22 protein-coding genes and 1 pseudogene are annotated in these 25024 nt (G+C 57.9%); 11 read left to right on the top strand and 12 right to left on the bottom strand.

The features are described 5' to 3' along the window. Positions 1-99: 99 nt before the first annotated feature. Together BK659_RS27580 and BK659_RS27570 are read right to left on the bottom strand one after the other, a co-directional pair. Positions 100-519, bottom strand: coding sequence for an organic hydroperoxide resistance protein (locus tag BK659_RS27580; RefSeq protein WP_123428952.1), 420 nt, complete (start codon positions 517-519; stop codon positions 100-102). 243 nt (positions 520-762) lie between these two features. Then, positions 763-1224, bottom strand: coding sequence for a MarR family winged helix-turn-helix transcriptional regulator (locus tag BK659_RS27570; protein ID WP_123428968.1), 462 nt, complete (start codon positions 1222-1224; stop codon positions 763-765). 157 nt (positions 1225-1381) lie between these two features. On the opposite strand from BK659_RS27570, the gene BK659_RS27565 reads away from it, so the two are divergent. Next, positions 1382-2131 (top strand): sulfite exporter TauE/SafE family protein, encoded by a 750-nt coding sequence (locus BK659_RS27565; RefSeq protein ID WP_123428948.1) that lies wholly within the window; start codon positions 1382-1384, stop codon positions 2129-2131. On the opposite strand, the gene BK659_RS27560 is transcribed toward BK659_RS27565, so the two are convergent. Then, a complete protein-coding gene (locus BK659_RS27560) occupies positions 2121-2975 on the bottom strand; it encodes a LysR substrate-binding domain-containing protein (protein ID WP_185015485.1) in 855 nt (284 codons plus the stop codon). The two genes, BK659_RS27565 and BK659_RS27560, sit on opposite strands and share 11 nt — an antisense overlap. A 97-nt stretch (positions 2976-3072) precedes the next feature. Here BK659_RS27560 and BK659_RS27555 point away from each other — a divergent pair, with 97 nt between their 5' ends. After that, the gene (locus BK659_RS27555; RefSeq protein ID WP_123428966.1) at positions 3073-3288 is read left to right on the top strand and encodes a DUF1127 domain-containing protein; all 216 of its coding nucleotides are present in this window, start codon (positions 3073-3075) and stop codon (positions 3286-3288) included. A gap of 64 nt (positions 3289-3352) precedes the next feature. Next, positions 3353-4582 carry a winged helix-turn-helix domain-containing protein gene (locus tag BK659_RS27550; protein WP_123428944.1) on the top strand — a complete coding sequence of 410 codons (1230 nt, stop codon included), beginning with the start codon at positions 3353-3355 and terminating at the stop codon, positions 4580-4582. A gap of 134 nt (positions 4583-4716) precedes the next feature. Here BK659_RS27550 and BK659_RS27545 read toward each other — a convergent pair whose 3' ends face one another. After that, positions 4717-6063, bottom strand: a complete 1347-nt coding sequence (locus BK659_RS27545; protein ID WP_123428942.1) for a class II 3-deoxy-7-phosphoheptulonate synthase — start codon at positions 6061-6063, stop codon at positions 4717-4719. A gap of 156 nt (positions 6064-6219) precedes the next feature. On the opposite strand from BK659_RS27545, the gene BK659_RS27540 reads away from it, so the two are divergent. Further along, entirely contained in the window at positions 6220-6975 is a 756-nt protein-coding gene (locus BK659_RS27540; RefSeq protein WP_123428940.1) for a spermidine synthase, read from the top strand. A 116-nt stretch (positions 6976-7091) separates the two neighbouring features. On the opposite strand, the gene BK659_RS27535 is transcribed toward BK659_RS27540, so the two are convergent. Next, the gene (locus tag BK659_RS27535; RefSeq protein ID WP_123428938.1) at positions 7092-7883 is read right to left on the bottom strand and encodes a crotonase/enoyl-CoA hydratase family protein; all 792 of its coding nucleotides are present in this window, start codon (positions 7881-7883) and stop codon (positions 7092-7094) included. 421 nt (positions 7884-8304) lie between these two features. Between BK659_RS27535 and BK659_RS27530 the strand changes: the two genes are divergently transcribed. Then, the gene (locus BK659_RS27530; protein ID WP_123428936.1) at positions 8305-9978 is read left to right on the top strand and encodes a DEAD/DEAH box helicase; all 1674 of its coding nucleotides are present in this window, start codon (positions 8305-8307) and stop codon (positions 9976-9978) included. 136 nt (positions 9979-10114) lie between these two features. Here the strand turns inward: BK659_RS27530 and BK659_RS27525 are convergent, their stop codons facing one another. Continuing rightward, positions 10115-10882: a DODA-type extradiol aromatic ring-opening family dioxygenase gene (locus BK659_RS27525; RefSeq protein WP_123428934.1), complete on the bottom strand. Its 768-nt coding sequence runs from the start codon at positions 10880-10882 to the stop codon at positions 10115-10117. A 104-nt stretch (positions 10883-10986) separates the two neighbouring features. Between BK659_RS27525 and BK659_RS27520 the strand changes: the two genes are divergently transcribed. Next, entirely contained in the window at positions 10987-11643 is a 657-nt protein-coding gene (locus BK659_RS27520) for a thiopurine S-methyltransferase (protein WP_123428932.1), read from the top strand. A gap of 133 nt (positions 11644-11776) precedes the next feature. Here the strand turns inward: BK659_RS27520 and htpX are convergent, their stop codons facing one another. After that, entirely contained in the window at positions 11777-12664 is an 888-nt protein-coding gene (htpX, locus tag BK659_RS27515) for a protease HtpX (RefSeq protein WP_071554338.1), read from the bottom strand. 313 nt (positions 12665-12977) lie between these two features. After that, on the bottom strand, positions 12978-14189 hold the full coding sequence (locus BK659_RS27510; RefSeq protein WP_123428930.1) for a pyridoxal phosphate-dependent aminotransferase: 1212 nt from the start codon (positions 14187-14189) through the stop codon (positions 12978-12980). 224 nt (positions 14190-14413) lie between these two features. Here BK659_RS27510 and msrB point away from each other — a divergent pair, with 224 nt between their 5' ends. The 3 genes from msrB (at position 14414) to BK659_RS27495 (ending at position 15942) form a co-directional block, all read left to right on the top strand. After that, positions 14414-14809 (top strand): peptide-methionine (R)-S-oxide reductase MsrB, encoded by a 396-nt coding sequence (msrB, locus tag BK659_RS27505; protein ID WP_123428928.1) that lies wholly within the window; start codon positions 14414-14416, stop codon positions 14807-14809. A 189-nt stretch (positions 14810-14998) separates the two neighbouring features. Beyond that, the gene (locus tag BK659_RS27500) at positions 14999-15484 is read left to right on the top strand and encodes a glutathione peroxidase (protein WP_123428925.1); all 486 of its coding nucleotides are present in this window, start codon (positions 14999-15001) and stop codon (positions 15482-15484) included. Then, complete coding sequence (locus tag BK659_RS27495; RefSeq protein ID WP_123428923.1) at positions 15481-15942, top strand: MarR family winged helix-turn-helix transcriptional regulator; 462 nt, start codon at positions 15481-15483, stop codon at positions 15940-15942. The genes BK659_RS27500 and BK659_RS27495 overlap by 4 nt, the downstream gene beginning before the upstream one ends. On the opposite strand, the gene BK659_RS27490 is transcribed toward BK659_RS27495, so the two are convergent. Further along, complete coding sequence (locus BK659_RS27490) at positions 15926-18253, bottom strand: hybrid sensor histidine kinase/response regulator (RefSeq protein WP_123428964.1); 2328 nt, start codon at positions 18251-18253, stop codon at positions 15926-15928. The genes BK659_RS27495 and BK659_RS27490 overlap by 17 nt on opposite strands. A gap of 165 nt (positions 18254-18418) precedes the next feature. Here BK659_RS27490 and BK659_RS27485 point away from each other — a divergent pair, with 165 nt between their 5' ends. Further along, positions 18419-19309, top strand: a complete 891-nt coding sequence (locus tag BK659_RS27485) for an ATP-binding protein (protein ID WP_123428922.1) — start codon at positions 18419-18421, stop codon at positions 19307-19309. Next, entirely contained in the window at positions 19306-19788 is a 483-nt protein-coding gene (locus tag BK659_RS27480; RefSeq protein ID WP_123428920.1) for a GAF domain-containing protein, read from the top strand. Before BK659_RS27485 ends, BK659_RS27480 begins: the two co-directional genes overlap by 4 nt. A gap of 55 nt (positions 19789-19843) precedes the next feature. Here the strand turns inward: BK659_RS27480 and BK659_RS27475 are convergent, their stop codons facing one another. The 3 genes and pseudogenes from BK659_RS27475 to BK659_RS27465 all read right to left on the bottom strand — a co-directional run. Beyond that, positions 19844-23473, bottom strand: a complete 3630-nt coding sequence (locus BK659_RS27475; protein ID WP_123428918.1) for a transporter substrate-binding domain-containing protein — start codon at positions 23471-23473, stop codon at positions 19844-19846. An 8-nt stretch (positions 23474-23481) separates the two neighbouring features. Next, complete coding sequence (locus BK659_RS27470; RefSeq protein ID WP_123428963.1) at positions 23482-24108, bottom strand: response regulator transcription factor; 627 nt, start codon at positions 24106-24108, stop codon at positions 23482-23484. 311 nt (positions 24109-24419) lie between these two features. Beyond that, positions 24420-24794 (bottom strand): annotated as a pseudogene (locus tag BK659_RS27465) (response regulator); the annotation flags it as partial. Positions 24795-25024: the final 230 nt, after the last annotated feature.

Raw genomic sequence — 25024 nt, 5'->3', positions numbered from 1 at the left:
GATTTTCTAGGAAGCCCGGCGTGGACTCAAATGCTTAAGTGAACAGCATTACGACCATTGAGTCGGGCTTTTTTGTGCGCGTCTGTTGGGTGCGGGCACTCAGACAGTGACGTGCAGGCGAACGTCTACATTGCCGCGAGTGGCGTTGGAGTACGGGCAGACCTGGTGCGCAGCGTCGACCAGCGCTTGGGCGTCAGCGTGTTCCAGACCTGGCAGGCTGACGTTCAGGTCGATGTCCAGACCGAAACCGCCAGGGATCTGACCAATGCCGACATGGGCGGTGATCGAGGCGTCGTCGGGGATTTTGCGCTTGGTCTGGCTGGCGACGAATTTCAGTGCGCCGATAAAGCAAGCGGAGTAACCGGCCGCGAACAGTTGCTCAGGGTTGGTCGCTGCACCGCCGGCACCGCCGAGTTCTTTTGGCGTGGCGAGTTTTACGTCGAGGATGTTGTCGCTGGAAACGGCGCGACCATCACGGCCACCGGTAGCGGTTGCAACGGCGGTATAGAGAGTTTGCATGGTGTGAGCCTCATTCGGAGTTGATTGATTTGCGCTAAAGGTTTGCGCGCTAAGTAAGTGCGAAATAAATGTAGCTCTCTAATGTTTTGCGCGCAAGATAAATTTTGAAAAATTTTGCCGCACAAAAAAATGTGGGAGCGAGCTTGCTCGCGATTACGGTCAGTCAGCCAACATCGATGTTGAATGTGAGTCCGCTTTCGCGAGCAAGCTCGCTCCCACAGGGGATGTTTGATGGTTTGAGGGTTAGAGGCTGTCTTGCAAATGACTGCGCAGGTTCTGCAGGTCGGCTTGCAGCTTGCGCATCTGCTCCAGGGTCTGGCCGCTGGCGCCAAGGATGCACGGCGGAACCTCCCGGGCTTTTTCCCGAAGGGCACGACCTTGTTCGGTCAGTTCGACAATCACCACGCGTTCATCTTCGCGGCTGCGGGTACGGCTCAGCAGGCCTTCGGCTTCCAGGCGTTTGAGCAACGGCGTCAGGGAGCCGGGATCGGTCAGCAGGCGTGTGCTGATTTCTCCGACCGTCAGCCCGTCGCGCTCCCATAGCACCATCATTGCCAGGTACTGCGGATAGGTCAGGCCGAGGGCTTGCAGCAACGGTTTGTAAACCTTGGTCATCAACAGTGAAGTGGAGTGCAGGGCAAAGCACAGCTGGTTATCCAGCAACAGGTTGTCGCAGTTGTCAGGGGTGTTGCTTTGGGTGGTCATGTTCAAGCCTTGATCATTGATCTTCATGAATCTAGCGGGCGAGCCTTTAATGCGCCAGATAATTTTCGCCTACAGCCGACCAAAGTCTCTTTGCTGTGCATTTCCCTGTCAGAGTCGACTGCGTAGGATGCGAGGCTTGATGTGAGGGGAAACGCCTGTGATTGAGTTAGTGATGTATCTGGTGCTCGGCGCTGCCCTCGGCACTGTAGGCGGTGTGTTCGGGATTGGTGGCGGCTTGATCGCGATTCCCGCGCTTGGCGTACTGTTTGGCCTGGATCAGCAGATTGCTCAAGGCACGGCACTGGTGATGGTGGTGCCGAACGTGATGCTGGCGCTGTGGCGCTATCACCAACGTAATCGCATCGAACTGCGCCACGCGTTGCCGTTGGCCTCGATGGGCTTCTGCTTTGCCTGGATCGGTTCGATCTGGGCGGTGGGCGTTGACGCACAGGTGATGCGCGTTGGTTTCGTGGCGTTCCTGATTGCCTTGTCGGCCTACAACCTGCTGCGGATGTTCATCGCCACTGCGCCGGCCGCGTCGCAGATGCGTTACTCGTGGCCGTGGCTAGGCGTGTTGGGCGCCGCATCGGGGACCATGGGCGGGTTGTTCGGCGTGGGCGGTGCGGTGGTGGCGACGCCGGTGCTCACCAGCCTGTTCGGCACCACGCAAGTGGTGGCTCAAGGACTGTCACTGGCGCTGGCCTTGCCCAGCACCGGCGTCACGCTGGTGACTTACGCGGTCCATCATCAAGTGAACTGGAGCATCGCACTGCCGATGGCGGCAGGCGGGTTGCTGAGTATCAGCTGGGGCGTGAAGATTGCCCACTCGATGCCGGAGCGTATGTTGCGCGGGTTATTCTGCGGCTTTCTGGTGCTCTGTGCGGTGATGCTCGCCTTTAAAGTTTGAAGCCTTCGACAATGTGCTCCGCCAGGCATTCAGTGATCGGCGAAGGGTTGTTCAGGTTGCGCACCAGCATGATGCTGGCCTCGGGCAACAGGGGCAGGCCTTCGGCTTCGCCCAGAATGCGCATGTCCGCAGGGATCAGGCTTTCCAGCTGTGCGGTGACGGCCAATCCGGCGCTGACCACGGCCATCAGTGCTGACAAACTCGAGCTGTTATAAGCGATGCGGTAATCGCGGCCTGACGCGTCCAGCGCATTGCAGGCCCAGATCCTGCAAAAACAATCACTGTTGAACATCGCCAGGGGCAACGGCGTTTGCTCGTTGGGGCTGAAGCATTGCGCTTGTGCCCAGACAAATCGTTCCTTGCGCAGCAACTGGCCGATCTCGCTGCCGGGTTCGCGGGTGACGATCGACAGGTCCAGGTCCTTACGCAGCAGTAGCTGCTTGGATGACTCGCAATGGACTTCGATCTGAATCAGCGGATAGGCCTGGGCAAAGCGCGAGAGGATGCCCGGCAAGAACCGCATGACATAGTCATCCGGGGTGCCGATGCGCACTGTGCCAACCATGTGCGGCTCACGCAGGGTATTGAACACTTCGCTGTGGAGTTTCAGGATCCGCCGCGCATAACCCAGCAGCACCTGACCCTCGGCGGTCAGCTTCACCTGACGGCCATCGCGCTGAAACAACTGGCGTTGCAACACATCCTCTTCCAGCCGCTTCATCTGCATGCTCACCGCCGATTGCGTGCGATTGACCAACTCGCCAGCGCGGGTGAAACCACCCTGATCGGCAATGGCGACGAAGGTGCGCAGGACTTCCGTATCGATACTCGGGTAGTGGCTCAACTCATCAATCTCCGAGATGTATTGCATAAGAAACATTCGTTGGATTGATCTTAGCTCCGGCGCGAGACTTTAGTCATCTACAACGGAGGGCAAGATGATGAAAGGTCAAAAAGGTTTTGTGTTGGTTGGAAAGTTTCACGGGTTTTCTCTGAGCCATTGGCTGGAAAAAATTGTCCGCTGGCATGAACTCCACCGTGAGCGCGCGTTGCTGGCCAGCATGAGTGACGAAGCGCTCAAGGATATTGGTATCAGTCGCGCCGATGTCGAACATGAAGTCGTCCGGCCATTCTGGGATGACCCAATGCACAAATGAGTACCGAACCGCTACACAAGCAGCTTCACACTGAGGTAGTTTGCGAGCAGACAAGGAGATGCACATGCCCGCAGAACTGTCCTTATCCCTCAAACAGGCTCGGCGTCTGGCGCTGGCCGCCCAGGGTTTCTCCGGGCGCCAGCCGCCAGCGGCGATCAAAGCCAGTCAGCTCAACCGTCTGATCGAACGCCTGGGCATTCTGCAAATCGATTCGGTCAATGCACTGGTGCGCTCGCACTATCTTCCGCTGTTCTCTCGTCTTGGCAACTACTCCGCCGACTTGCTCGACCAGGCCGCCTGGAGCCAGGGTCGACGGCGCACGTTGTTCGAATACTGGGGGCATGAAGCGTCGTTGTTGCCGCTGTCGATGTATCCCTTGATGCGCTGGCGCATGCAGCGCGCGGCGCAAGGCGAGGGGATTTATCAGCAACTGGCGCGTTTCGGTCGCGAACAGCAAGAGACCATTCGCCGCGTCCTGGCCTCGGTTGAAGAGTTGGGTGCGCTCGGCGCCGGCAGTTTGTCGACGCGTCAGGAACGGGCCGGTCCATGGTGGGACTGGAGCGCTGAAAAGCATGCGCTGGAATGGTTGTTCGCGGCTGGCGAAGTGACGGTGGCGGGACGTCGCGGCTTCGAGCGTCTTTACGATTTGCCGGAGCGGGTGATTCCCGAATCGATTCTCAAGCAACCGCTGCTCGGCGAAACCGAGGCGCAACGCGGTTTGCTGCTGCACGCCGCCAATGCGCTGGGTGTCGGCACTGAAAAGGATCTGCGCGACTATTTTCGTTTGAGCCTGACTGAATGCCGCAGCGGTCTGACCGAGCTGGTTGAAAATGGTGAGTTGCTGGTGTGCCGGGTGCAGGGTTGGAAGCAACCGGCGTACTGCCTGGCGACCCCAAAAGTACCGCGCAAGGTCGAGGCGAGCGCGTTGCTTTCGCCGTTTGATTCATTGATCTGGGAGCGCAGTCGAACCGAGCGATTGTTCGATTTTCGCTATCGGCTGGAAATTTACACGCCACCCGACAAACGGGTTTACGGCTATTACGTGCTGCCGTTTTTGCACAACGAACGAATTGCCGCACGGGTCGATCTGCGGGCTGAGCGGGTGTTGGGCCGGTTGGCGGTGCATGCGGTACACGAAGAAGAACCAGGCCTGGATGGCGAGGGGATGCAGGCGTTAGCGGCGAATCTGCGGCAGATGGCCGATTGGCTGGGGTTGGAACAGATTCAGTTGAATTGCCCGCGGGCCAGTGCGGCGCGGTTGCGGGTGGCATTGACACAGATTGGTGGTGCCTGATCTGACGCCATCGCGAGCAAGCTCGCTCCCACAGTTGACCGAGTTAAATCGCAAATTTGCGACCAGCATAGATCTAGTGTGGGAGCGAGCTTGCTCGCGATAGCGGTGTATCAGGCAACACAAGGTTTACCGATTTAGCGGCGAACCTGCTTCAAGGTCTCGGCAATCAAAAACGCCAACTCCAGCGACTGATCGGCATTCATCCGAGGGTCGCAGTGAGTGTGGTAACGATCCGATAAGCCATCTTCAGTAATCGGCCGCGCGCCGCCGATGCATTCGGTGACGTTCTGCCCGGTCATCTCGATATGAATGCCGCCGGCATAGGTGCCTTCAGCTTCATGGACCTGGAAGAACTGCTTCACCTCGCCGAGGATCTGCGCGAAATCCCGGGTCTTGTAGCCGCTGCTGGCCTTGATGGTGTTGCCGTGCATCGGGTCGGAACTCCAGAGCACTTTCTTGCCTTCGCGTTCTACTGCACGAATCAGTTGCGGCAGATGGTCGCCGACCTTGTTCGCGCCCATGCGCGCAATCAGGTTCAGGCGGCCCGGGTCGTTTTCCGGGTTGAGCACATCGATCAGCCGAATCAATTCTTCGGTGTTCATGGTCGGGCCGACCTTGACCCCGATCGGGTTGTTCACCCCGCGCAGGAACTCGACATGCGCGCCGTCGAGCTGACGCGTGCGGTCGCCGATCCACAGCATGTGCGCCGAGCAGTCGTAGTAATCGTTGGTCAGGCTGTCGCGACGTACGAAGGCTTCTTCGTAGTTCAACAGCAGCGCTTCGTGGGCGGTGAAGAAACTGGTCTCACGCAATTGCGGTGAGGTGTCCATGCCGCAGGCGCGCATGAACGCCAGGGTTTCATCGATGCGGTCAGCCAGGTGGCTATACTTTTCGGCCAGCGCCGAATTGGCGATGAAGTCCAGGTTCCACTTGTGCACTTGATGCAGGTCGGCAAAACCGCCCTGGGCAAAGGCCCGCAGCAGGTTCAGGGTCGCGGTGGACTGGTGATAGGACTGCAACAGGCGATCCGGGTCCGGCACGCGGCTTTTTTCGTCGAAACCGATCCCGTTGACAATGTCGCCACGGTAGGCCGGCAGGGTCACGCCGTTGATGGTTTCGTCATTGGCCGAGCGCGGCTTGGCGAATTGCCCGGCCATGCGCCCGACTTTTACCACCGGGCAACCGGCGGCGAAGGTCATGACAATCGCCATTTGCAACAGGACTTTGAAGGTGTCGCGGATTTTCGCCGCCGAGAATTCGGCGAAACTTTCCGCACAGTCGCCACCTTGCAGCAGAAACGCCCGGCCCTGAGTCACCTCGGCAAACTGACGGCGCAACTCCCGGGCCTCACCGGCAAACACTAATGGTGGATAACTGGCGAGGCTTTCCTCGACCTGTCGCAAATGCGCAGCGTCAGGGTAGTGGGGTTGTTGCTGGATCGGCAGGGCGCGCCAGCTGTCAGGGCTCCAGGGTTGGCTCATCATGGACTCTAGTGTTTTACGATCGGACCTTCATGTTATCAGCAATTAGTGCGTGACCTGTTCCCGAAGCTTGGCGGACAATCGCGCCTTTGCCGCACCAAGCGGAACGAATGATTGCGTTGCCGGGGATCAGCCCGACAACGACCAGGAGACAAAATGACTGAGGAGCGCGTCGAGCATCTGCTCGCCGAGGTGCACGATGAGTTCGGCATGATCCGGGTGCTGGAAGTGGCGGATTATCGCTTTCTCGAGTTTGGCGATGCCATCGAGCAGAGCTGTGTGTTCACCGCCGACCCGAGCTGGCTCGAGTACGATTACACCCGTGCAATGCTGATTGGCGCGCTGTGCCATGAGCAGCCGGACAGCGCGCTGTTTCTGGGGCTGGGCGCCGGCACCCTGACTCAAGCGTGCCTGAAGTTCCTGCCGCTGGAAGACGTCGAAGCGATCGAGTTGCGTCCAGACGTACCGCGTCTGGCCATCGAATACCTGGGGCTGGACGACGATCCTCGTCTGTATATCCGCATCGGCGACGCTCTCGAGCTGCTTGAGACGGCTGAGTCGGCGGATCTGATATTCGTCGACCTTTATACCGATGTCGGTCCGGGTGTCGGTCATTTGGCCTGGGGGTTTCTGGAAAACTGTCAGAAACGCCTGAATCCGGGCGGCTGGCTGGTGATCAATCAATGGGCGACCGATGACGGCAAGCCGTTAGGTGCGGCATTACTGCGCGGGCTATATCACCGGCATTATTGGGAGCTGCCGGTGAAGGAGGGCAACGTGATCCTGATTGTGCCATCCGATCTCGATCAGGAGCTGGACATGCAAGGCCTGACCGCCCGCGCTGAAGCACTGGCACCACGGTTGGGATACTCGTTGCAGTCTCTGATCAAGGCGATTCGCCCCGCCACCTGAGCTGTCTGTGAGGGCCTCATCGCGAGCAAGCTCGCTCCCACAGGGTTTTGTGAACACCGAAAATCCACTGTGGGAGCGAGCTTGCTCGCGATGCCTTTCTAACAGCCAACACACTTTTAAAGCCCTTTGAAGACTCCGGGGCGTTTCTCGATCAACGACCGAACGCCTTCCTTGGCGTCTTCACTGTTGAGCAACTTCTTCACCAGCGGCGGCAAACCCAATGCCGCCGCTGTTTCGCCCTCCAGATGGGCCTGGCGCGCGGACTGCAAGGTCGCCTGAACCCCCAGCGGCGCCTGCCGGGCAATGCGTTCTGCCAATTCAATCGCACGAGGTAACAGGTCTTCGCTGGCCATCACCTCCTGCACCAGCCCCAGACGCAACGCTTCGTGGGCATCGAACTCATCGCCGGTCAGCAGCCAGCGCATGGCATTGCCCCAACCGGCAATCTGATGCAGGCGCAAGGTTGCACCGCCAAAGGGGAAGATGCCGCGCTGCACTTCCATCTGCGCAAAACGGGTGTTGCTGGCGCAGAGGTTGATATCGGCGGCCAGCATCAGCTCGATGCCGATGGTCAGACAATAGCCCTGAGCCGCAACAATCACCGGTTTGCTGACCCTGGGCCCGACGAACACTCCCCACGGATCGCAACCACCGGCCGGCGCCTGCCAGCCTTCGGCCAACGCAGCGCTGACACTCGCCAGGTCGAGCCCGGCGGTAAAGTGCTCGCCATGACCGAACACCACCGCGACGCGGGCCTCGCTGTCGGCTTCGAACTCGCCATAGGCCAGGCTCAGCGCGTTGAGCAGATCGAGGTCAAACGCATTGCGTTTAGCCACCCGGTCCAGCCCGATCAACAGCACATGACCGCTCCGTTCACGGGTGACACGACTGCAATCAGGTTGATTCATGGGGTATTTCCTCGGGCGGGGAGGGGGAGTCAGACCGAAGGTCAGGGCCTGAAAGATGAACCGTTTAAGCGTCATGACCAACAGGGCCGGGCCTTTGAAAAATAGACCGTTGCACGATTATCCGCAAAGCCTGTGACACAACGGTGTATGCGGGGATTTTCCGACAAATAAAGCTCCCTTTTTCGGCGAATTCCGGTATAGTGCGCGCCGGTCTTTAGCCAGGCCGCGTTTAGGTAGCGCAATTCCCCGAAGTCAGCTTCGGCTGCACGTCCGCACAGCGGACTCTTCCTTGACGAATCTTTTTCATTCATTCGTTTTCGCAAATCCCCGCCGACAAAGCAGCCAGGGCGACTCTTGAGTCTTACACGGCATGCGCAGCTTTGGAGCATGGGTCTTTGCGGATGCACTTAGAGGCAGACCCATGACCCAGGAAACCGGCGGCTTCGCCGCTTTTAATCTTAATCCGAATATTCTTGCAGCCGTCATTGCGACTGGCTACGAAGAGCCTTCGGCTATTCAGCAGCAATCGATCCCGATCATCATGGCCGGTCACGACATGATTGGTCAGGCGCAAACCGGTACGGGTAAAACCGCTGCGTTCGCCCTGCCGATCCTGCATCGCATCGATCCTGCCAAGCGCGAGCCGCAAGCCCTGATCCTGGCGCCAACCCGTGAGTTGGCGCTGCAAGTAGCAACCGCTTTCGAAACCTACGCCAAGCAAATGCCGGGCGTTACCGTTGTGGCCGTTTACGGCGGCGCGCCGATGGGCCCGCAACTGAAAGCAATCCGTAATGGCGCACAGATCGTTGTCGCCACTCCGGGCCGTCTGTGCGACCACCTGCGTCGTGACGAAAAAGTACTGGCAACCGTGAACCACCTGGTTCTCGACGAAGCTGACGAAATGCTCAAACTGGGCTTCATGGACGACCTGGAAGTTATCTTCAAGGCCTTGCCGGCAACCCGTCAGACCGTATTGTTCTCGGCTACCCTGCCGCAGTCGATCCGTGCCATCGCCGAGCGTCACCTGCGCGATCCGCAGCACGTGAAGATCCAGACCAAGACTCAGACCGTTACCGCGATCGAACAGGCTCACCTGTTGGTTCACGCTGACCAGAAGACCTCGGCTGTATTGAGCCTGCTGGAAGTTGAAGACTTCGACGCCCTGATCATGTTCGTGCGCACCAAGCAAGCGACCCTGGACCTGGCCAGTGCCCTGGAAGCCAAAGGCTACAAAGCCGCTGCGCTGAACGGTGACATTGCCCAGAACCAGCGTGAGCGCGTGATCGAATCCCTCAAGGATGGCCGTCTGGACATCGTTGTGGCGACCGACGTTGCTGCTCGTGGTCTGGACGTTCCGCGTATCACTCACGTTTTCAACGTTGATATGCCGTACGACCCAGAGTCCTACGTTCACCGTATCGGCCGTACCGGCCGTGCCGGTCGCGAAGGTCGTGCACTGCTGCTGGTGACTCCACGTGAGCGCCGCATGCTGCAAGTGATCGAGCGTGTAACCGGTCAAAAGGTTGCTGAAGTTCGCCTGCCAGACGCTCAAGCTGTTCTCGATGCACGCATCAAGAAACTGACCAACAGCCTGTCGCCGCTGGTTGCCGATGCCGAATCGACTCACGGTGATCTGCTGGATCGCCTGACTGCCGACATCGGTTGCACCCCGCGTGCACTGGCCGCTGCGCTGCTGCGCAAGGCTACCAACGCTCAGGCGCTGACCCTGGCGGCCATCGAGAAAGAACGTCCGCTGGTGCCGAACAATGCACCACGTGGCGATCGTCCAGAGCGTTCCGGTGATCGTCCTGACCGTGGTGACCGTGAGCGTCGTGCTCCGATCCCATTGGCCGAAGGCCGTGCTCGTTGCCGTACCGCGCTGGGTGCGCGTGATGGTATCGCTGCCAAGAACCTGCTGGGCGCCATCCTTAACGAAGGTGGTCTGGCTCGTGAAGCAATCGGTCGTATCCAGGTGCGTGACAGCTTCAGCCTGGTCGAGTTGCCGGAAGATGGTCTGGAGCGTCTGCTGACCAAACTGAAGGACACTCGCGTTGCCGGTAAGCAGCTGAAACTGCGTCGCTATCGCGAAGATTAATCCGCTCTCGGGCTGATTGATCGCACATAAAAAATCCCCGACTGGTTCGGGGATTTTTTTTGCCTTCCAGAAAAGATCGCAGCCTGCGGGTAATGGTGTAGGAGCTGCCGCAGGCTGCGATCTTTTGACCTTGACGTTATCCGAAACGATAAATGTCCATCCCCAAGGCACCCATGGTGAAGCCTTGGTGGGCGATGCTGAAATCACCACCGGCGCCGCGGGCAAAGTACAGCGGCAGCAAGTGTTCGTCGCTGGGATGACTGCGCACGGCATTCGGGGCTTGCTGGCGATAATCGTGCAGGGCGGCTTCATCGTTTGCGGCGAGCTTTTCAATGATCCAGTCACGAAAGGCCTTGGCCCAGGGTTCGACGCTTTCCGGACCGGCATGCCAGTCCAGTTCGCGCAGGTTGTGCGTGATGCTGCCGGAACCAATCAGCAGCACGCCTTGCTCGCGCAGACTGGACAAGGCGCGACCGACGCGGGTTTGCAGGGCAGGGCCGAGACGACTTGGTAGCGACACTTGCACCACCGGAATGTCGGCCAGGGGATACATCAGTGACAGCGGCACCCAAACACCATGATCGAACGGGCGCTGGCCATCGAGCTGTGCCGGCAAGCCATCCGCCTTGAGTAACTCGGCGACCTGCGCCGCGAGCTCCGGCTGGCCGGGTGCGGGGTATTGCACCGCGAACAGTGCGGCAGGGAAACCGCCGAAGTCGTGCCAGGTTTCCGGTTGCTCAGCGCTGCCGACGCGCAGGTCCTGGCTTTCCCAGTGTGCGGAAACGATCACGATGGCCTTGGGTTTCGGCAATTCGCTGGCCAGGCGGGCCAGCGCCGGGCCACTGGCGCCGGGCTCCAGTGCAAGCATGGGGGAGCCGTGAGAGATAAACAGGCTGGGGAACATGAGTAAGGTCCTGAGCGTTAAGATGGGAACATCTTCAGTCAGATCATTGATCTAAATCTAATATAAGTTTTAGGGCATATTGATCAAATTTTCAGGGGGGATTTATGCATCCAGAGTTTTGGCAAAAGCGTTGGGAGCTCAATCAGATCGGCTTCCATCAGTCAGAGGTCAATCCTTATTTGCAGCCGTACTGGCCGCAGTTGAATCTGAAGAAGGGCTCTCGGGTGCTGGTGCCGCTCTGCGGGAAAAGCCTGGATCTCGTATGGCTGGCAGCGCAAGGGCACCAGGTGTTGGGCGTCGAGTTGTCGGAAAAGGCCGTGGAAGATTTTTTCCATGAGCAGCAACTTACGCCGCAGATCACCGAACAAGGTGCCTTCAAGGTCTACCAGGCGGGAGCCCTCGCGCTGTGGTGCGGAGATATTTTCGGCCTGACCGCAGACGATGTGGCCGATTGTGCGGCTGTCTATGATCGAGCAGCGTTGATTGCCTTGCCGCCGCCCATGCGCGAGCAATACGTTGCACACCTGAGCCGGATTTTGCCGTCAGCCTGTGAAGGCTTGTTGATTACGATGGATTACGATCAGGCGCAGATGGCCGGGCCACCCTTTGCTGTGCCGGATGAAGACGTGCAGGCGTTGCTGGGTGCTCGCTGGCAGCTTGATTTCTGTGAGGTGCGGGACATTCTGGGTGAGAGCTGGAAGTTCCTCCAGGCTGGCGTTACGCGGCTTGAAGAGCGGGTATATAGATTGATGGCTCGCTAAGCAGCAAAAGATCGCAGGCTTCGCCAGGGGAATGTGATCTCCCGTAGGAGCTGCCGCAGGCTGCGATCTTTTGATCTTCAAGACATAAAAAAGGGGCGATCAGATCGCCCCTTTTGTATTACCGCAGAACCTCTCAGCCGCGACGACGCAAGGCGTCGATACGCTCTTCCAGTGGCGGGTGGCTCATGAACATGCGAGCGAACCCTTGCTTGATGCCACCGTTGATGCCGAAGGCATTCAGGGTGTCCGGCATGTGCACCGGCAGACCTTGTTCCGAGCGCAGGCGCTGCAGGGCGCCGATCATTGCGCTGGTGCCGGCCAGGCGGGCACCGGCTTCGTCTGCACGGAATTCGCGTTTGCGCGAGAACCACATGACGATCGAGCTGGCCAGGAAGCCCAGTACCAGTTCAGCGAAGATGGTCGCGACATAGTAGGCAATGCCTTGGCCTTCTTCGTTCTTGAAGATCACCTTGTCGACGAAATTACCGATGATCCGCGCGAAGAACATCACGAAGGTGTTCACCACGCCCTGGATCAGCGCCAGCGTCACCATGTCGCCATTGGCCACGTGGCCGATTTCGTGGGCCAGAACGGCTTTCACTTCGTCGGGCGAGAAACGCTCGAGCAGACCCTGACTGACCGCGACCAGCGCGTCGTTCTTGTTCCAGCCGGTGGCGAAGGCGTTGGCCTCGTAGGCCGGGAAAATCCCGACTTCAGGCATTTTGATTCCGGCTTCGCGAGACAGCTGCTCAACAGTTTGCAGCAGCCATTGTTCATGGCGAGTGCGCGGCTGGCTGATGATTTGGGTGCTGGTGCTCATCTTCGCCATCCACTTGGAGATGAACAGCGAGAACAGCGAGCCGGCGAAACCAAAGACCGCACAGAAAATCAGCAGCTGATTGAGGTTGAGATCAACTCCATTGGCCGCCATGAACCCGTTGAAGCCGAAAAGGCTCAGGGTGATGCTGGCAATCAGCACGACCGCCAGGTTAGTGGCCAAAAACAGCAGGATGCGCATCATGGTTGTAGAAATCTCCTCATGCTAAATATGTAGCGTACTGCGGGGTATATAAGGTGCCGCATCGGGCTATTCAACCGGGTGACTATTTCAAACTGTGTCCTACAGCTGGATTCTAGACGCTTGCAGGGCAATTCCGACGTCGGCTGAAGAGATATTTGGCTGGATTTTGTTTTCACAAGTCCCGCCGCTGTTAGGCGTAACCGCTAGCCGCGTAAATCCGCCAGCACTCAAGGTGCTGTCGCAGTCGGAGGATGGAAATGTGTTGCTGAATTAATCGCCGAGGGCCTTTCAGAGGCCCTCGGCGTCATCGCGCTTACTGGCGGTAGGACTTGAGGAAGTTGCCGATCCGACCGATAGCCATGTCCAGATCGTCGACCCGTGGCAGGGTTACGACGCGGAAGTGGTCCGGCCATGGCCAGTTGAAGGCCGTGCCCTGGACCACCAGCAGTTTTTCGGAGAGCAGCAGGTCAAGCACGAACTTTTCATCGTTGTGGATCGGGCAGACTTTAGGGTCGATCCGCGGGAAGGCGTAGAGCGCGCCCATCGGTTTGACACAGCTGACGCCCGGGATGTCGTTGAGCAGTTCCCAGGTACGGTTGCGCTGTTCAAGCAGGCGCCCTTGCGGCAGCACCAGATCATTGATGCTCTGATAACCGCCCAGCGCGGTCTGGATGGCGTGCTGGCTCGGCACGTTGGCACACAGGCGCATGTTGGCCAGCATGTCGATGCCTTCGATGTAGCTTTGGGCGTGATGCTTGGGGCCGGAAATGGCGATCCAGCCGGAGCGGAAACCGGCAACCCGATAGGACTTGGACAGACCGTTGAAGGTCAGGCACAGCAGGTCCGGTGCCAGGGAAGCAGTGCAGATGTGCACGGCGTCGTCGTACAGAATCTTGTCGTAGATCTCGTCGGAGAACACCACCAGATTGTGCTGGCGAGCCAGTTCCAGCATGCCCAGCAGGACTTCTTTGGGATACACCGCGCCGGTCGGGTTGTTCGGGTTGATGATCACCAGAGCCTTGGTGTTCGGGGTGATCTTGGCCTTGATGTCGGCCAGGTCAGGCCACCAGTTGGCTTGTTCGTCGCACAGGTAATGCACCGGATTGCCGCCAGCCAGGCTGACTGCGGCAGTCCACAGCGGGTAGTCGGGGGCCGGGACCAGCACTTCGTCGCCATTGTTGAGCAGGGCCTGCATCGACATCACGATCAGCTCGGAAACGCCGTTGCCCAGGTAGATGTCTTCGATGCCGACACCTTCTACCTGTTTCTGCTGGTAGTACTGCATGACGGCCTTGCGCGCACTGAACAGGCCTTTGGAATCGCTGTAGCCCTGGGCGGTCGGCAGATTGCGGATCACGTCCTGGAGAATTTCATCGGGCGCTTCGAAACCAAAAGGCGCCGGGTTGCCAATGTTCAGCTTGAGGATGCGATGGCCTTCCTCTTCCAGGCGTTTGGCGTGCTTGAGCACTGGGCCGCGAATGTCGTAGCAGACGTTGGCGAGCTTGTTCGATTTGCTGACCTGCATGGCGATGTGTTCCCGAAAATGAACGATCCAGACGCTGTATGAACTACCGTACTGGGAATCCTGCGTCTTCACACACGCCTGGCGCCTGGGGTCATCGCACCAAAATCCGTTTGAATGCGGGTAACGCGGCTGCCAGACTGGCGATTAACGAGGCGCAATCATACGTGCCGCCTGATCCGTGGAAAAGGTACAGATCAGGCTTTTTCAGATGCAGAGGTATGACGATGGAAAAGTTGGAAAAAACCCTGGAAGAATGGCGGGAGATGCTCGATCCGGAGCAGTACAACGTTTGTCGTCTGAAGGGCACCGAGCGACCGTTCTCGGGCAAGTACAACGGCACCAGAACCGACGGTGTCTATCACTGCATCTGCTGCAACGAGCCGTTGTTCGATTCCAAAGCCAAGTTCGACTCCGGCTGCGGCTGGCCGAGCTTCTATGAGCCGATCGGCGAGAGCGCGATGGTCGAGATCCGCGATATCAGCCACGGCATGATCCGCACTGAAGTGGTCTGCGCCAAGTGCGACGCGCACTTGGGCCATGTGTTCCCGGATGGTCCGCCACCGACCGGTTTGCGTTACTGCATCAACTCGGTGTGTCTGGACCTGGTGCCCCGCGAATAACCCGAGCCCCGTAGGAGCTGCCGAAGGCTGCGATCTTTTTGTTTGAGCCAATTGAGTCCAAAGCGAAAGATCAAAAGATCGCAGCCTGCGGCAGCTCCTACGGCCGGTGAGTTATTGATTTATTAAATTGCATGCAATCTAATTGCTCGCTATGTTTAAGTTTCCTCGTCCTTCACCGGAGCATGCGCCATGACCGACAACCTGCTGAGTATTCCCTGCACCACCATCAAAGGTGAGCAAAAGACCCTGGCCGATTACGCCGGCAAAGCGGTTTTGGTGGTCAACACCGCCAGCAAATGCGGTTTCACCCCGCAGTACAAAGGTCTCGAAGAGCTGTGGCGAACCTATAAGGATCAAGGTCTGGTGGTGCTCGGTTTTCCGTGCAATCAGTTCGGTAAACAGGAGCCGGGCAACGAAGGGGCGATTTCCGAGTTCTGCGAACTGAACTTCGGTGTGAGTTTTCCACTGTTCAAAAAGATCGACGTCAACGGTAGTGACGCTCACCCGCTGTTTGTTCAACTGAAAAAACGTGCCCCGGGTGTACTGGGCTCTCAAGGCATCAAGTGGAATTTCACCAAGTTCCTGATCGGTCGGGATGGCAAGCTGGTCAAGCGTTTCGCACCGGCGACCAAGCCGCAGGACCTGACCCGCGAGATTGAAGCCCTGCTCAAATGAACGATTTGTCAGCCGATTCACTGCAGCTCGACAGTCAGCTCTGTTTCAAGTTGTATGCCGCGTCCCGGGCGGTGATCCGCGGCTATAAGCCGATGCTCGATCAACTGGGCCTGACCTATCCGCAATATCTGGTGATGCTGGTGTTGTGGGAGTGGCAGCAGAGTGCGCCTGAGCAGCCAACGGTCAAAGCCCTTGGCGAGCGGCTGTCGCTGGACTCCGGGACGCTCACGCCGTTGCTCAAGCGTCTTGAGCAGTTGCAACTGGTCCAGCGTCAACGGTCGCTGCGTGATGAGCGTGAAGTGCACTTGAGCCTGTCGCCGGCCGGGGTTGCCCTGCGCGAACAGGTCGGGCCGCTCAAGGCGCGCCTGTTGTGCGACAGCGGTGTCGATCTTGAACGCCTGAACGAACTGCGCAGCGGTCTTGACCACCTGTTGGGGCAGATCAAGACACTGTCGTAACCGGCACCCACAGCTCAAGCAGGGCGGCCAGTTCCTCGCGACGGAACGGTTTGGCCAGATAATCGCTCATGCCCGCCGCGCGGCAGCGTTCGCGCTCCTCGGGCATGGCGTTGGCGGTCAGGGCAACGATCGGCAGGTCCGGCCAGCGCCCACTGTGACGGATTTGCCGGCTGGCCTCGTAGCCGTCCATGACCGGCATGTTGCAGTCCATCAGCACCAGATCGAACTGCTTGAGCTCCAGCTGGTCGAGTGCTTCGGCGCCGTGGGCGGCGACAACCACGTTGCAGCCCAACTTGCTGAGCATGCCTTTGGCCACGAGCTGATTGACCGGGTTGTCTTCCACCAGAAGGATTCGCGCCCGCCGCAGGGGCATGAGGCTTGACTCGTGAGTATCGGTGACAAGAGCGACTTCATCGGCCTGCAAGGTGCGTCGCAGCGTCTGGTAGAGCGCGTTGCGGGCCAGCGGACGCGCTTGTTGTTGCAGCGGGGCGAGGGCAGTGGCCTCTTCGCTGGGCATGAAACTGCCATAGGCGGTCACCAGCAAAATCGGCGCGGTCATGGCCGGACGCAAACCGAACAGGCATTCCGGGCAGTCGGTGATCAGCACATCGGGTGACAGTCCGATCAAGGAGTCATCGATGGTGCACTGTTGATACTCCAGACCCCAATCGGGCAACAGCTTGCCTAACAGTTCAGCCAGACCGCTGCTGGCGGCAGTGATCGCCAGGACCTTGCCGTGCAGGCGCGCGGGGACGATTGCCGGAGTGTGCCCGGGTAGCGGCAGATCAGCGCAGAACTGGCTGCCGAAACCCGGCTCCGAGCTGATGGTGAGACGGCCCTGCATGGCTTCGCACAGGTTGTAGGTCAGCGCCAGGCCCAATCCGGTGCCGCCAAACTGGCGGGAAATACCGGCACCTGCCTGGGTAAACGGCTGGAATATCTTGACCTGGGCATCCTGCGCGATGCCGATACCGGTGTCGCAGACTTCGATTCTGACGCCGTCTTCATGGGGGCTCAGGCGCACGTCCACCCGTCCAAAACGGGTAAATTTAAGGGCGTTGGAGAGCAGGTTGCTGACAATCTGCCGAACCCGCATCGGGTCGCCGAGTACCAGGGACGGGAACTGCGGATCAATCAGGCACGTCAATTCGACGCCGGGCGCCGCGTTCTGTGACAGCAGGTTGGCGGTGTCTTCGATCAGAGAGCCGAGGTCGAATGGAATGCTCTCCAGCTCTAGCTGGCCGGCGTCGAACTTCGACAGGTCGAGAATATCGTTAAGCAGTTCCACCAGTACTTTGCCGGAGTCGTGGGCAATCGACAGTTGCTGGCGTTGCTCGGCGTTCAGCGGGCTGTCCAGCGAGAGGGCGATCATGCCCAGCAAGCCATTGAGCGGTGTACGGATTTCATGGCTCATGTTGGCCAGAAACACCGAGCGCGCCTGGGCCATGTCGAGAGCCGTCTGGCGCGCAACTTCCAATTCTTCGTTCGATACGGTCAAGCGGCTATTGATCGCTTTCAGTTCACCGGTACGTGCCGAGACGATGTTTTCCAGTTGCCCGAGGTAGTCGGTCAGGCGGTTTTCGGCATTACGACGTTGCTGGATTTCGGTGGTCATGTTTTCGAATTGCTGGTTGGCCACCGTGACCAGGACGCCGATTTCATCGTTTTCGTGTGCCACCGGACACTCCAGCAGTGCCTGTTCGGGACTGCGTGGGTCGCGTCTGCTGAGTTCGCGGATGACCCGCACCAGCGGTTTGGTGAGCATCACGTAGAACAGCGCCAGGAGAATCCCGGTCAGTATCAGGCTGCGGACAAAACCGTTGATCAGAGTGACTTCGGCCCGGCGCAGAAAGCGGCTGCCAAAGGTGTAGGTGTCGACATCCAGTTGCAAGGTGCCGAGGGATTCTTCGGGCAGGTGGTCGAGGAACAGGCGGTCCTTGAACTGTCGATTGGCGCCAAACAGAAAGTCGCTGATCACCCGGTAACCACCGTTTTGCAGGTCCGGGCGCTTTACGCTGGCGAGGATCGTATTGTTGTTATCGGTCAGTTGCGCACTGATGACCGCGGGCGAACGCAGCAGGCCAAGGGTCAGTTCCTGGGCGAGTTCGGCATCGATGTTGTAGGCGATCCGCGAAGCCGGGTTATGGCTGATTTCCAGCAGCGACATTATTTCCCGGTTGATGGAGGCGTCTTCGCTGGCATAATCGATGCCTATTTGGACCAGACTGAGCAGGGTCCCCAGAATGAAACCGACCAGCACTGTGAGCCTGGCTTGCTTGTAAGACAGGCGGTTGGTGAACTTGATATCCATGGTGTGCTGAACCACTTTCGTTTCCCTTCTGGGCGAAGCATAGCCGATCATCCATGGATTACGGCATGACTGGCGGGTGAGCGATTATCGCGATAATTGCGGCATTGCGCGCTGCTTTTGGTTTTCTGTCCCCATCATTACTGTGAACGTGCCCGAGGAGAAGTCGTGGATTCCCGATTGAATGCATTTCTTGAACGCGCCGATGCGGTTCTGGCTCGTATCGAGCCATTGCTGCCCGCACCGCGTAGCGCCATCGACTGGACGCAGTGCCTGGCTGCACGCTGGCAGCGTGAGGGTCGCAGTGGTTTTCTGTTGCCGCTCGAGGTCAGCCTGGACATGCGTTTGTCCGACCTGATCGGGGTCGACAAGCAGTTGGAACAGTTGGGGCGAAATACCCGGCAGTTTCTCGACGGCATGCCTGCCAACCACGCGTTGCTCTGGGGTTCGCGTGGCACCGGCAAATCGTCGCTGGTGCGGGCCTTGCTGGCTGAGCACGCCAAGGGTGGTTTGCGTCTGATCGAGATCGAGCGCGATCACCTGGCAGACCTGCCGCGCGTCGTTGAGCAAGTCGCCAAGTTGTCTCAGCGCTTTGTGCTGTTTTGCGATGATTTGTCCTTCGAGGCGGGTGAGGGCGACTACCGGGTGCTCAAAAGCGTGCTTGATGGCTCGCTGGAGCAGGCACCGGATAACGTGCTGTTGTACGCCACCTCTAACCGTCGCCATCTGGTCCCGGAAAAAGAGAGCGATAACGAAAACTGGAAAATGGTCGACGGCGAGCTTCACCCCAACGAGGCGGTTGAAGACAAGATCGCGCTGTCGGATCGATTTGGCCTGTGGCTGTCGTTTTATCCTTTTACCCAGGAGCACTTCCTCAATGTGGTCGAGCATTGGGTGGGAGCGTTGGCAGGCAAGGCCGGCCTTGAGTGGAAACGTGATGAGGAACTCGAGATTCTCGCGGTTCGCTGGGCCACCGGACGCGGTAATCGCAACGGCCGTTGCGCGTATCAATTTGCCCGGTACTGGGTCGGACTGAAGTTGTTGGAGCACAAGACATGATCGATTTGCAAAAGAGCGGCGCGGGTCTTGAGGGCTATGGTCTGCTTTGCGCGCAACTGGAGTCGTTGCTGGCGGATGAGCGCGACTTTATTGCCAACGCCGCGCAGTTTTCGGCGTTTTTGTTCAACCAGCTCAATGACCTGAATTGGGCCGGGTTTTACCTCAATCGCAACGAGGAACTGGTGCTTGGGCCTTTCCAGGGGCAGATCGCCTGTGTGCGGATTCCGTTCGGCCGGGGCGTGTGCGGGGCGGCGGCGGCGACTTTGCAGACCCAGTTGGTCGAGGACGTGCACGCGTTCCCCGGACATATCGCTTGCGACAGCGCATCGAACAGCGAGCTGGTGGTGCCGCTGGTCAAGGACGGTCGGTTGATCGGTGTGCTGGACCTCGACAGTCCTTTGTTGGCGCGTTTCACCGTTGATGATCAGGCCGGCATAGAGCAGTTGGCGGCGATTTTCTTGCGTTTGACCGAGTGCTGATCCAGCCCGTAGCAGCTGTCGAAGGCGGCTGCCACGAGTTGTTTCAGCGTGGTTTTTACACGTTGGCGTGATGACGGATCTGTCGTTGCAGCGCCTGCTCCAACTCAAGCATGGCGTGTTCTATGCCTTTGCTGCGGGCTTCGAGCTGGTCCAGACAGAAGCCTTCATGGCACATGCGTTCAAGCGCTTCGCAGCCGTCGATCAGCCTTGAGGCCTGAATGATACGGGCTGCCCCTTTAATTTTGTGCGCCACCTCAATGAAGGCTTGCGGCCCGCTCGCAGGTGGCAGAGCGAGGAGCTCCTGGCGGTCGAGGCGATTGCTGTTGAGCAATTCGGCAAGCAAGCGCTGAACCCGTTCTGGATCGCCGCCGGTGAGCAGCTGCAAGCCGTCCAGGTTAAAAGCCTGATCTTCGCTGACCGCCTTGAGGGCTTCCAGTCGTTGGCTCAGTGTTGTCAGCCCGATGGGTTTGAACAGGCAATCGTTCATGCCTGCTTGCCGGCATCGCTGTTTTTCTTCCGGTTGAGCATTGGCCGTGAAGCCAAGCACGGTGCAGGGCGGGCGCTGCTCATCGTGCTCGGTCTGGCGGATGGCACGGGTGAGTTCGTAGCCATTCATCAGAGGCATGTTGCAGTCCGCAATCACCAGGTCGAAATGGCCTTCTTTCCATGCCTGGAAACCAGCCTCGCCGTTGTCGGCCGTGACGGATTGATGCCCCAGAAAACCGAGTTGCTGGCACATCAGCAATCGATTGGCGGGATGATCATCGACCACCAGTACATTCAAGGTGACCGAGGTATGCGCAATCACCGGTTGCGGGTTGTCGGGCACCACTGCGTCTGGCAGTGCAGTCATCTGCAATGAAATCCGGACCTGAGTGCCGACCCCGGGCGTACTGGTCAACTGCACGCAACCGCCCATCATTTCACACAGGTTGCGGCTGATCACCAGACCCAAACCCGCGCCGCTTCTGGCCAAGTGTCCGGTGTTGTCCGCCTGGGTGAAGGGTTCGAACAACCGTCGCTGATCGTCCTCGCTGATACCGACACCGGTGTCATTGACCGATAACTCCATTGCCATCCAGTCGGGCTCCGAGGTCGGTTGCAGCGTGACCTTGATCTTGACCTGGCCGTGCTCGGTGAACTTGATGGCATTGCTGATCAGGTTGGACAGTATCTGTTTGAAGCGCAGGGGGTCTAGCAACACATCGGGTTGTTCAGCGCTGGTGGGGAACTCCAGCACCAGGCTGAGGTTTTTTTGCCGGGCCAATCCGTCGAAGACCCGCACGACCGCTTCCACGGTTTCGCCGAGGTTCACCCGTTCTGGCGCCAGGCTCAAATGGCCGGACTCGATTCGGGCGATATCGAGGATGTCGCCAATCAGCTCCAGCAAGTCCTCGGCCGAGCTATAGGCCACCTCAATGGCCGGACGATCCAGGTGACCCTGATCGGCCCGTTTCAAGGTCAGCTCGAGCATGCCGATCACCGCATTCATCGGGGTGCGGATTTCATGACTCATGGTGGCGAGGAAGGTGCTCTTGGCGCGATTCGCCTTGTCCGCCTGCTCTTTGGCGGACCTGAGCTCATCAAAAAGCTGTCGTCGTTCGCTGATGTCGATCCAGCCACCTATGATCCCCTGGACCTCGCCCGTCGAATCTCGATAGGGAAGAATCCAGTGATAGATCGTCAGCTTTTTCCGGCCAATGTGCAGGGGGCGGTCGAGAATCAGCGGGACGCCTTCGGCCACCACTCGCTGGTAATCCGCCTGATATTCCCTGGCCTCGAACTCATTGCTCATGGCGCCTTGCATGACGTTTTTGCCTATCACGTCCTCGCGTTTGGCGCAAAAAGCTTCCAGGTAACTGTCATTGCAACTTTGCAGCAGCCCTTCGCGGTCCCGTACGTAGATTGGATGAGGTGTTCCGTTGACCAGCGTATGCATGAATTCGAGCTGGTCATTGAGTGCGCGCTCCGCTTTCTGGCGTTGCTTGATCTGCCTGCGCATGTGGGCATTCCAGGCCAGTGAAATCAGCAACAACAAACCGCTGCCAATGACCAATTGATAGAACAGGCGATGGTAGTTACGCCAGGTGCTACTGGAGGTGCCCGTGTAGCCACGCCAGCGACTGTTGATTATTCCCAGTTCGTCCGGCGCAATGCTTAAAAGGGCTTTTTCGAGGATGGAGTTCAGTTCGGTGGCGTTGCGCGCGGTCGCCAGTGAAAACGCGGCTTGCTGTGTCCCGATAGTCGCACTGATTTGCAACGCGTCCTCGAACACTTGCGATGAAATGAAGTAGTTGGCAATCACCAATGAGTTGACTGCGCCCTCTACCTGACCTTTGGCGAGTAACTCCACCGCGCTGAACGTGTCAGGCGTTTCAATCAGCTGGATCGTCGGGTGCTCGCGACGCAGGTAGTCGAGGAGTGGATTACCTTGGGTGATTGCAAGGCTTTTGCCACTCAGTTGCTCAAGATTGATTGGGCCGGCGGTGCTCTTTCGGGTCAGTAGTACAAATGAGTTTTCCAGGTAGGGACGGGTGAAGCTCAGCTGCGCCTCGCGTTCGGTGCTGGGAAGAATCGCGGCAATCAGGTCAGCCTGGTTGTCTTTAACCTGTCTGATCATCTCGCTGTCACTTCGGCTGCGGTGAATCTCGAACTGCAAACCGGTTCGAAGCCTGATCAGTTCGAGCAAGTCAGCGGCAATACCCCGAAAGGTCTCGTCGGCGTCAAAGAACGTCAACGGGGCGAAGGCGTCGTTGACGACCACGCGAACAACCGGGTGCTGCGCAAGCCAGCGCTCCTCACGGTTGGTCAATTGCAGTTTGTGGTCAGTCAGAAGGATGTCACTGCCTGCGCTCCAGCGTTTGGCAATATTTTCCCGCTCGCCCGCAGGCACCCCTTTGAGTACGGCATCAATGATTTCCAGCAGGTTCTGATCGTCCTTGCGCACAGCGAAGCTGAACCCATAGGCCTCATGTTTGCCGAAGTTGGCCATCCGTATATTTTTCAGATAACCCTTGTTGATCGTGAAGTGGGTTGAAATGGTGTCGCCGAGGAACACATCTGCCTGGTCAAAGGCGACGGCACTGATCGCATTCTGGTAGGACGGATAGGAGGTAATGATGGCCTTGGGGTATAGCGCTTTTACCTCGTCCAGCGGCAGATAGTGATAGACCATGCTTAATCGCATGTCGGCCAGGCCTTCAGTTAATGATCGTGTTTCAGCCTCCCGAGTGACCAGAACCGACTGATCAATGGCGTAAGGTGCAGAAAGCGCGATGTTCGAGTGCCTCGCTTCAAAACCATTGGCCGTTCCAAGCAGATCGATTTCGCCGTTTTCGAGTGCCTGGATGGCAGCATCTCGGTCGAGATAGCGACGGACCTTGATCGGCAAGCCCAGGGATTTTGCAAGAATCCCCGCATAATCAGCCGTGAACCCCTCGTAGTCGTGGCCGCTGATCGTTAAATCGAAAGGGGGGTAGTCGGGAGCGGAGGTCCCCAGGATCAGTTCGCGTTTATTGTGTATCCACAGCCGTTGTGATTTATCCAGCTGAACGTCCATATGACCTGCGGTTGAGCGGCTAAGCAGTGTGTAGTTGTCGATTCCGGTGTCTGCTACGGACGCGGAGGTGCTCAGGCATAAACCTGCGCTCAAATACAATAAATAGTCCTTTAAACACCTGGGCATCCTGTCCCTCACACTAGCGCGTTACGTTTTGCCATCTCGATAAGTTCAACCAAGGATTTGGCCTTGAGTTTCTGCATGAGTCTTTTCTTGTAGGTGCTGACGGTCTTGTTACTGAGGAACATGCCTTTGGCGATTTCCTTGTTGGTACGACCTTGAGCGAACAGCTGCAGAACCATCAGTTCGCGATCATTGACCGTCTTGAACAAGTCCAGCTCTGCACAGACGCCTTCATCCCCGCGAACCGGGTTCAAGGCCTGACTGGGGAAGTAGTTGTAACCGGACAGCACGGCCTTGATGGCACTCAGCAGTTCGCTGAGGTCTTCCTGTTTGCAGACGTAACCGGAGGCGCCGGACTGCATGCAGCGGATGGCGAAAAGTGTTGGGCACTGGGCCGTCAAAACCAGGGTCTTCAGCGGAGTACTCATTGCATTGAAGCGCGAGAGCACCTCCAGTCCATCGAGTTTCGGGATGCTGATGTCAAGGATGATCAGGTCGGGCATGCATTCGCGAACCATCTGCATCGCATCGACTCCGTTGTCGGATTCACCGACTACTTTGTAACCTTCATGTTCTAGCAACATACGAACTGCAAGGCGAATGACGGGGTGATCGTCGACAATAAAAACTGAGTTCATAATCATGTCCCATACGTGCGCAAATAAAGCGAGCACCTTAGCTCAGATAAGGGAGTTGACGCATGAAGTGACGGGGCTGTAGGTGCAATATAGGACATGTCCTACATTAAAAGAGGCAACGGATTACGCGTTAACTAGGTTTGTAAGGAAGAGTGAGAGTGTTAGGTCGCTATGTAGGCGGTCATTAGTCCTGGTTGATATGAGTTTCACAGTTAGTGCTGAATCACTATTTTTGGGGTGTGGTGGTGTTGAGGGCTTTCTGTTTGTCGTGAGGTGTCCGAGGGCTCTCCGTTAATTGTGTTTGTGGGGATCAATAAGTTTATAAATTCAGATTGTTTCAGTGGTTTTGCCAAATACCCAAGCAATGGTAGTCGCCGTTCGTGTGCGTTTTTTTTCAATATGTCCAGTTCACTTGAGTCAAGGCTGCTCAGGATGATCGCCTGCTGTATCAGGCCCTGGTGGCTGGCAATGCCGATCAAGTCGAGGCCGCAAAGGTCAGGCAGGCATTGATCGCACAGCAAGATGTCGTATGGTCGCTGAACCTGAGTCATCGCCTGCAGTGCATTTTCAGCATTGTTTACGGCAGTGACCTGAGTGAAACCGTAACTTTCAAGCAGGCATTGGGTCGCTTTCAGCTGGAAGGGATGATCCTCCACCAGCATGATGTACAGATCGTATTTGAACATATAGCTTTCCATGCAAAATGGCTGACCTGCGGTGGCGTCAGAAATATTGTTATAGTTTTAATCAGCACTCTCTTCTTTGCCGTTAATGGATAACTGTCAGGTTTGCGGATCTCGATCATATTGAACAGGATAGAGTGATTATTTCGCGTGTATATAGAGCAAATGATAAGTTTACTCTGCACAGGGTGTAGGGAAAATCTCTCAGTACTACAAAGTGTTGGAGGATGATC

The sequence above is a fragment of the Pseudomonas brassicacearum genome, assembly GCF_003732225.1.
Lineage (GTDB): Bacteria > Pseudomonadota > Gammaproteobacteria > Pseudomonadales > Pseudomonadaceae > Aquipseudomonas > Aquipseudomonas brassicacearum_E.
The sequence above is the reverse complement of the archived record's forward strand: the minus strand, read 5'-3'. Positions and strand labels throughout refer to the sequence as shown.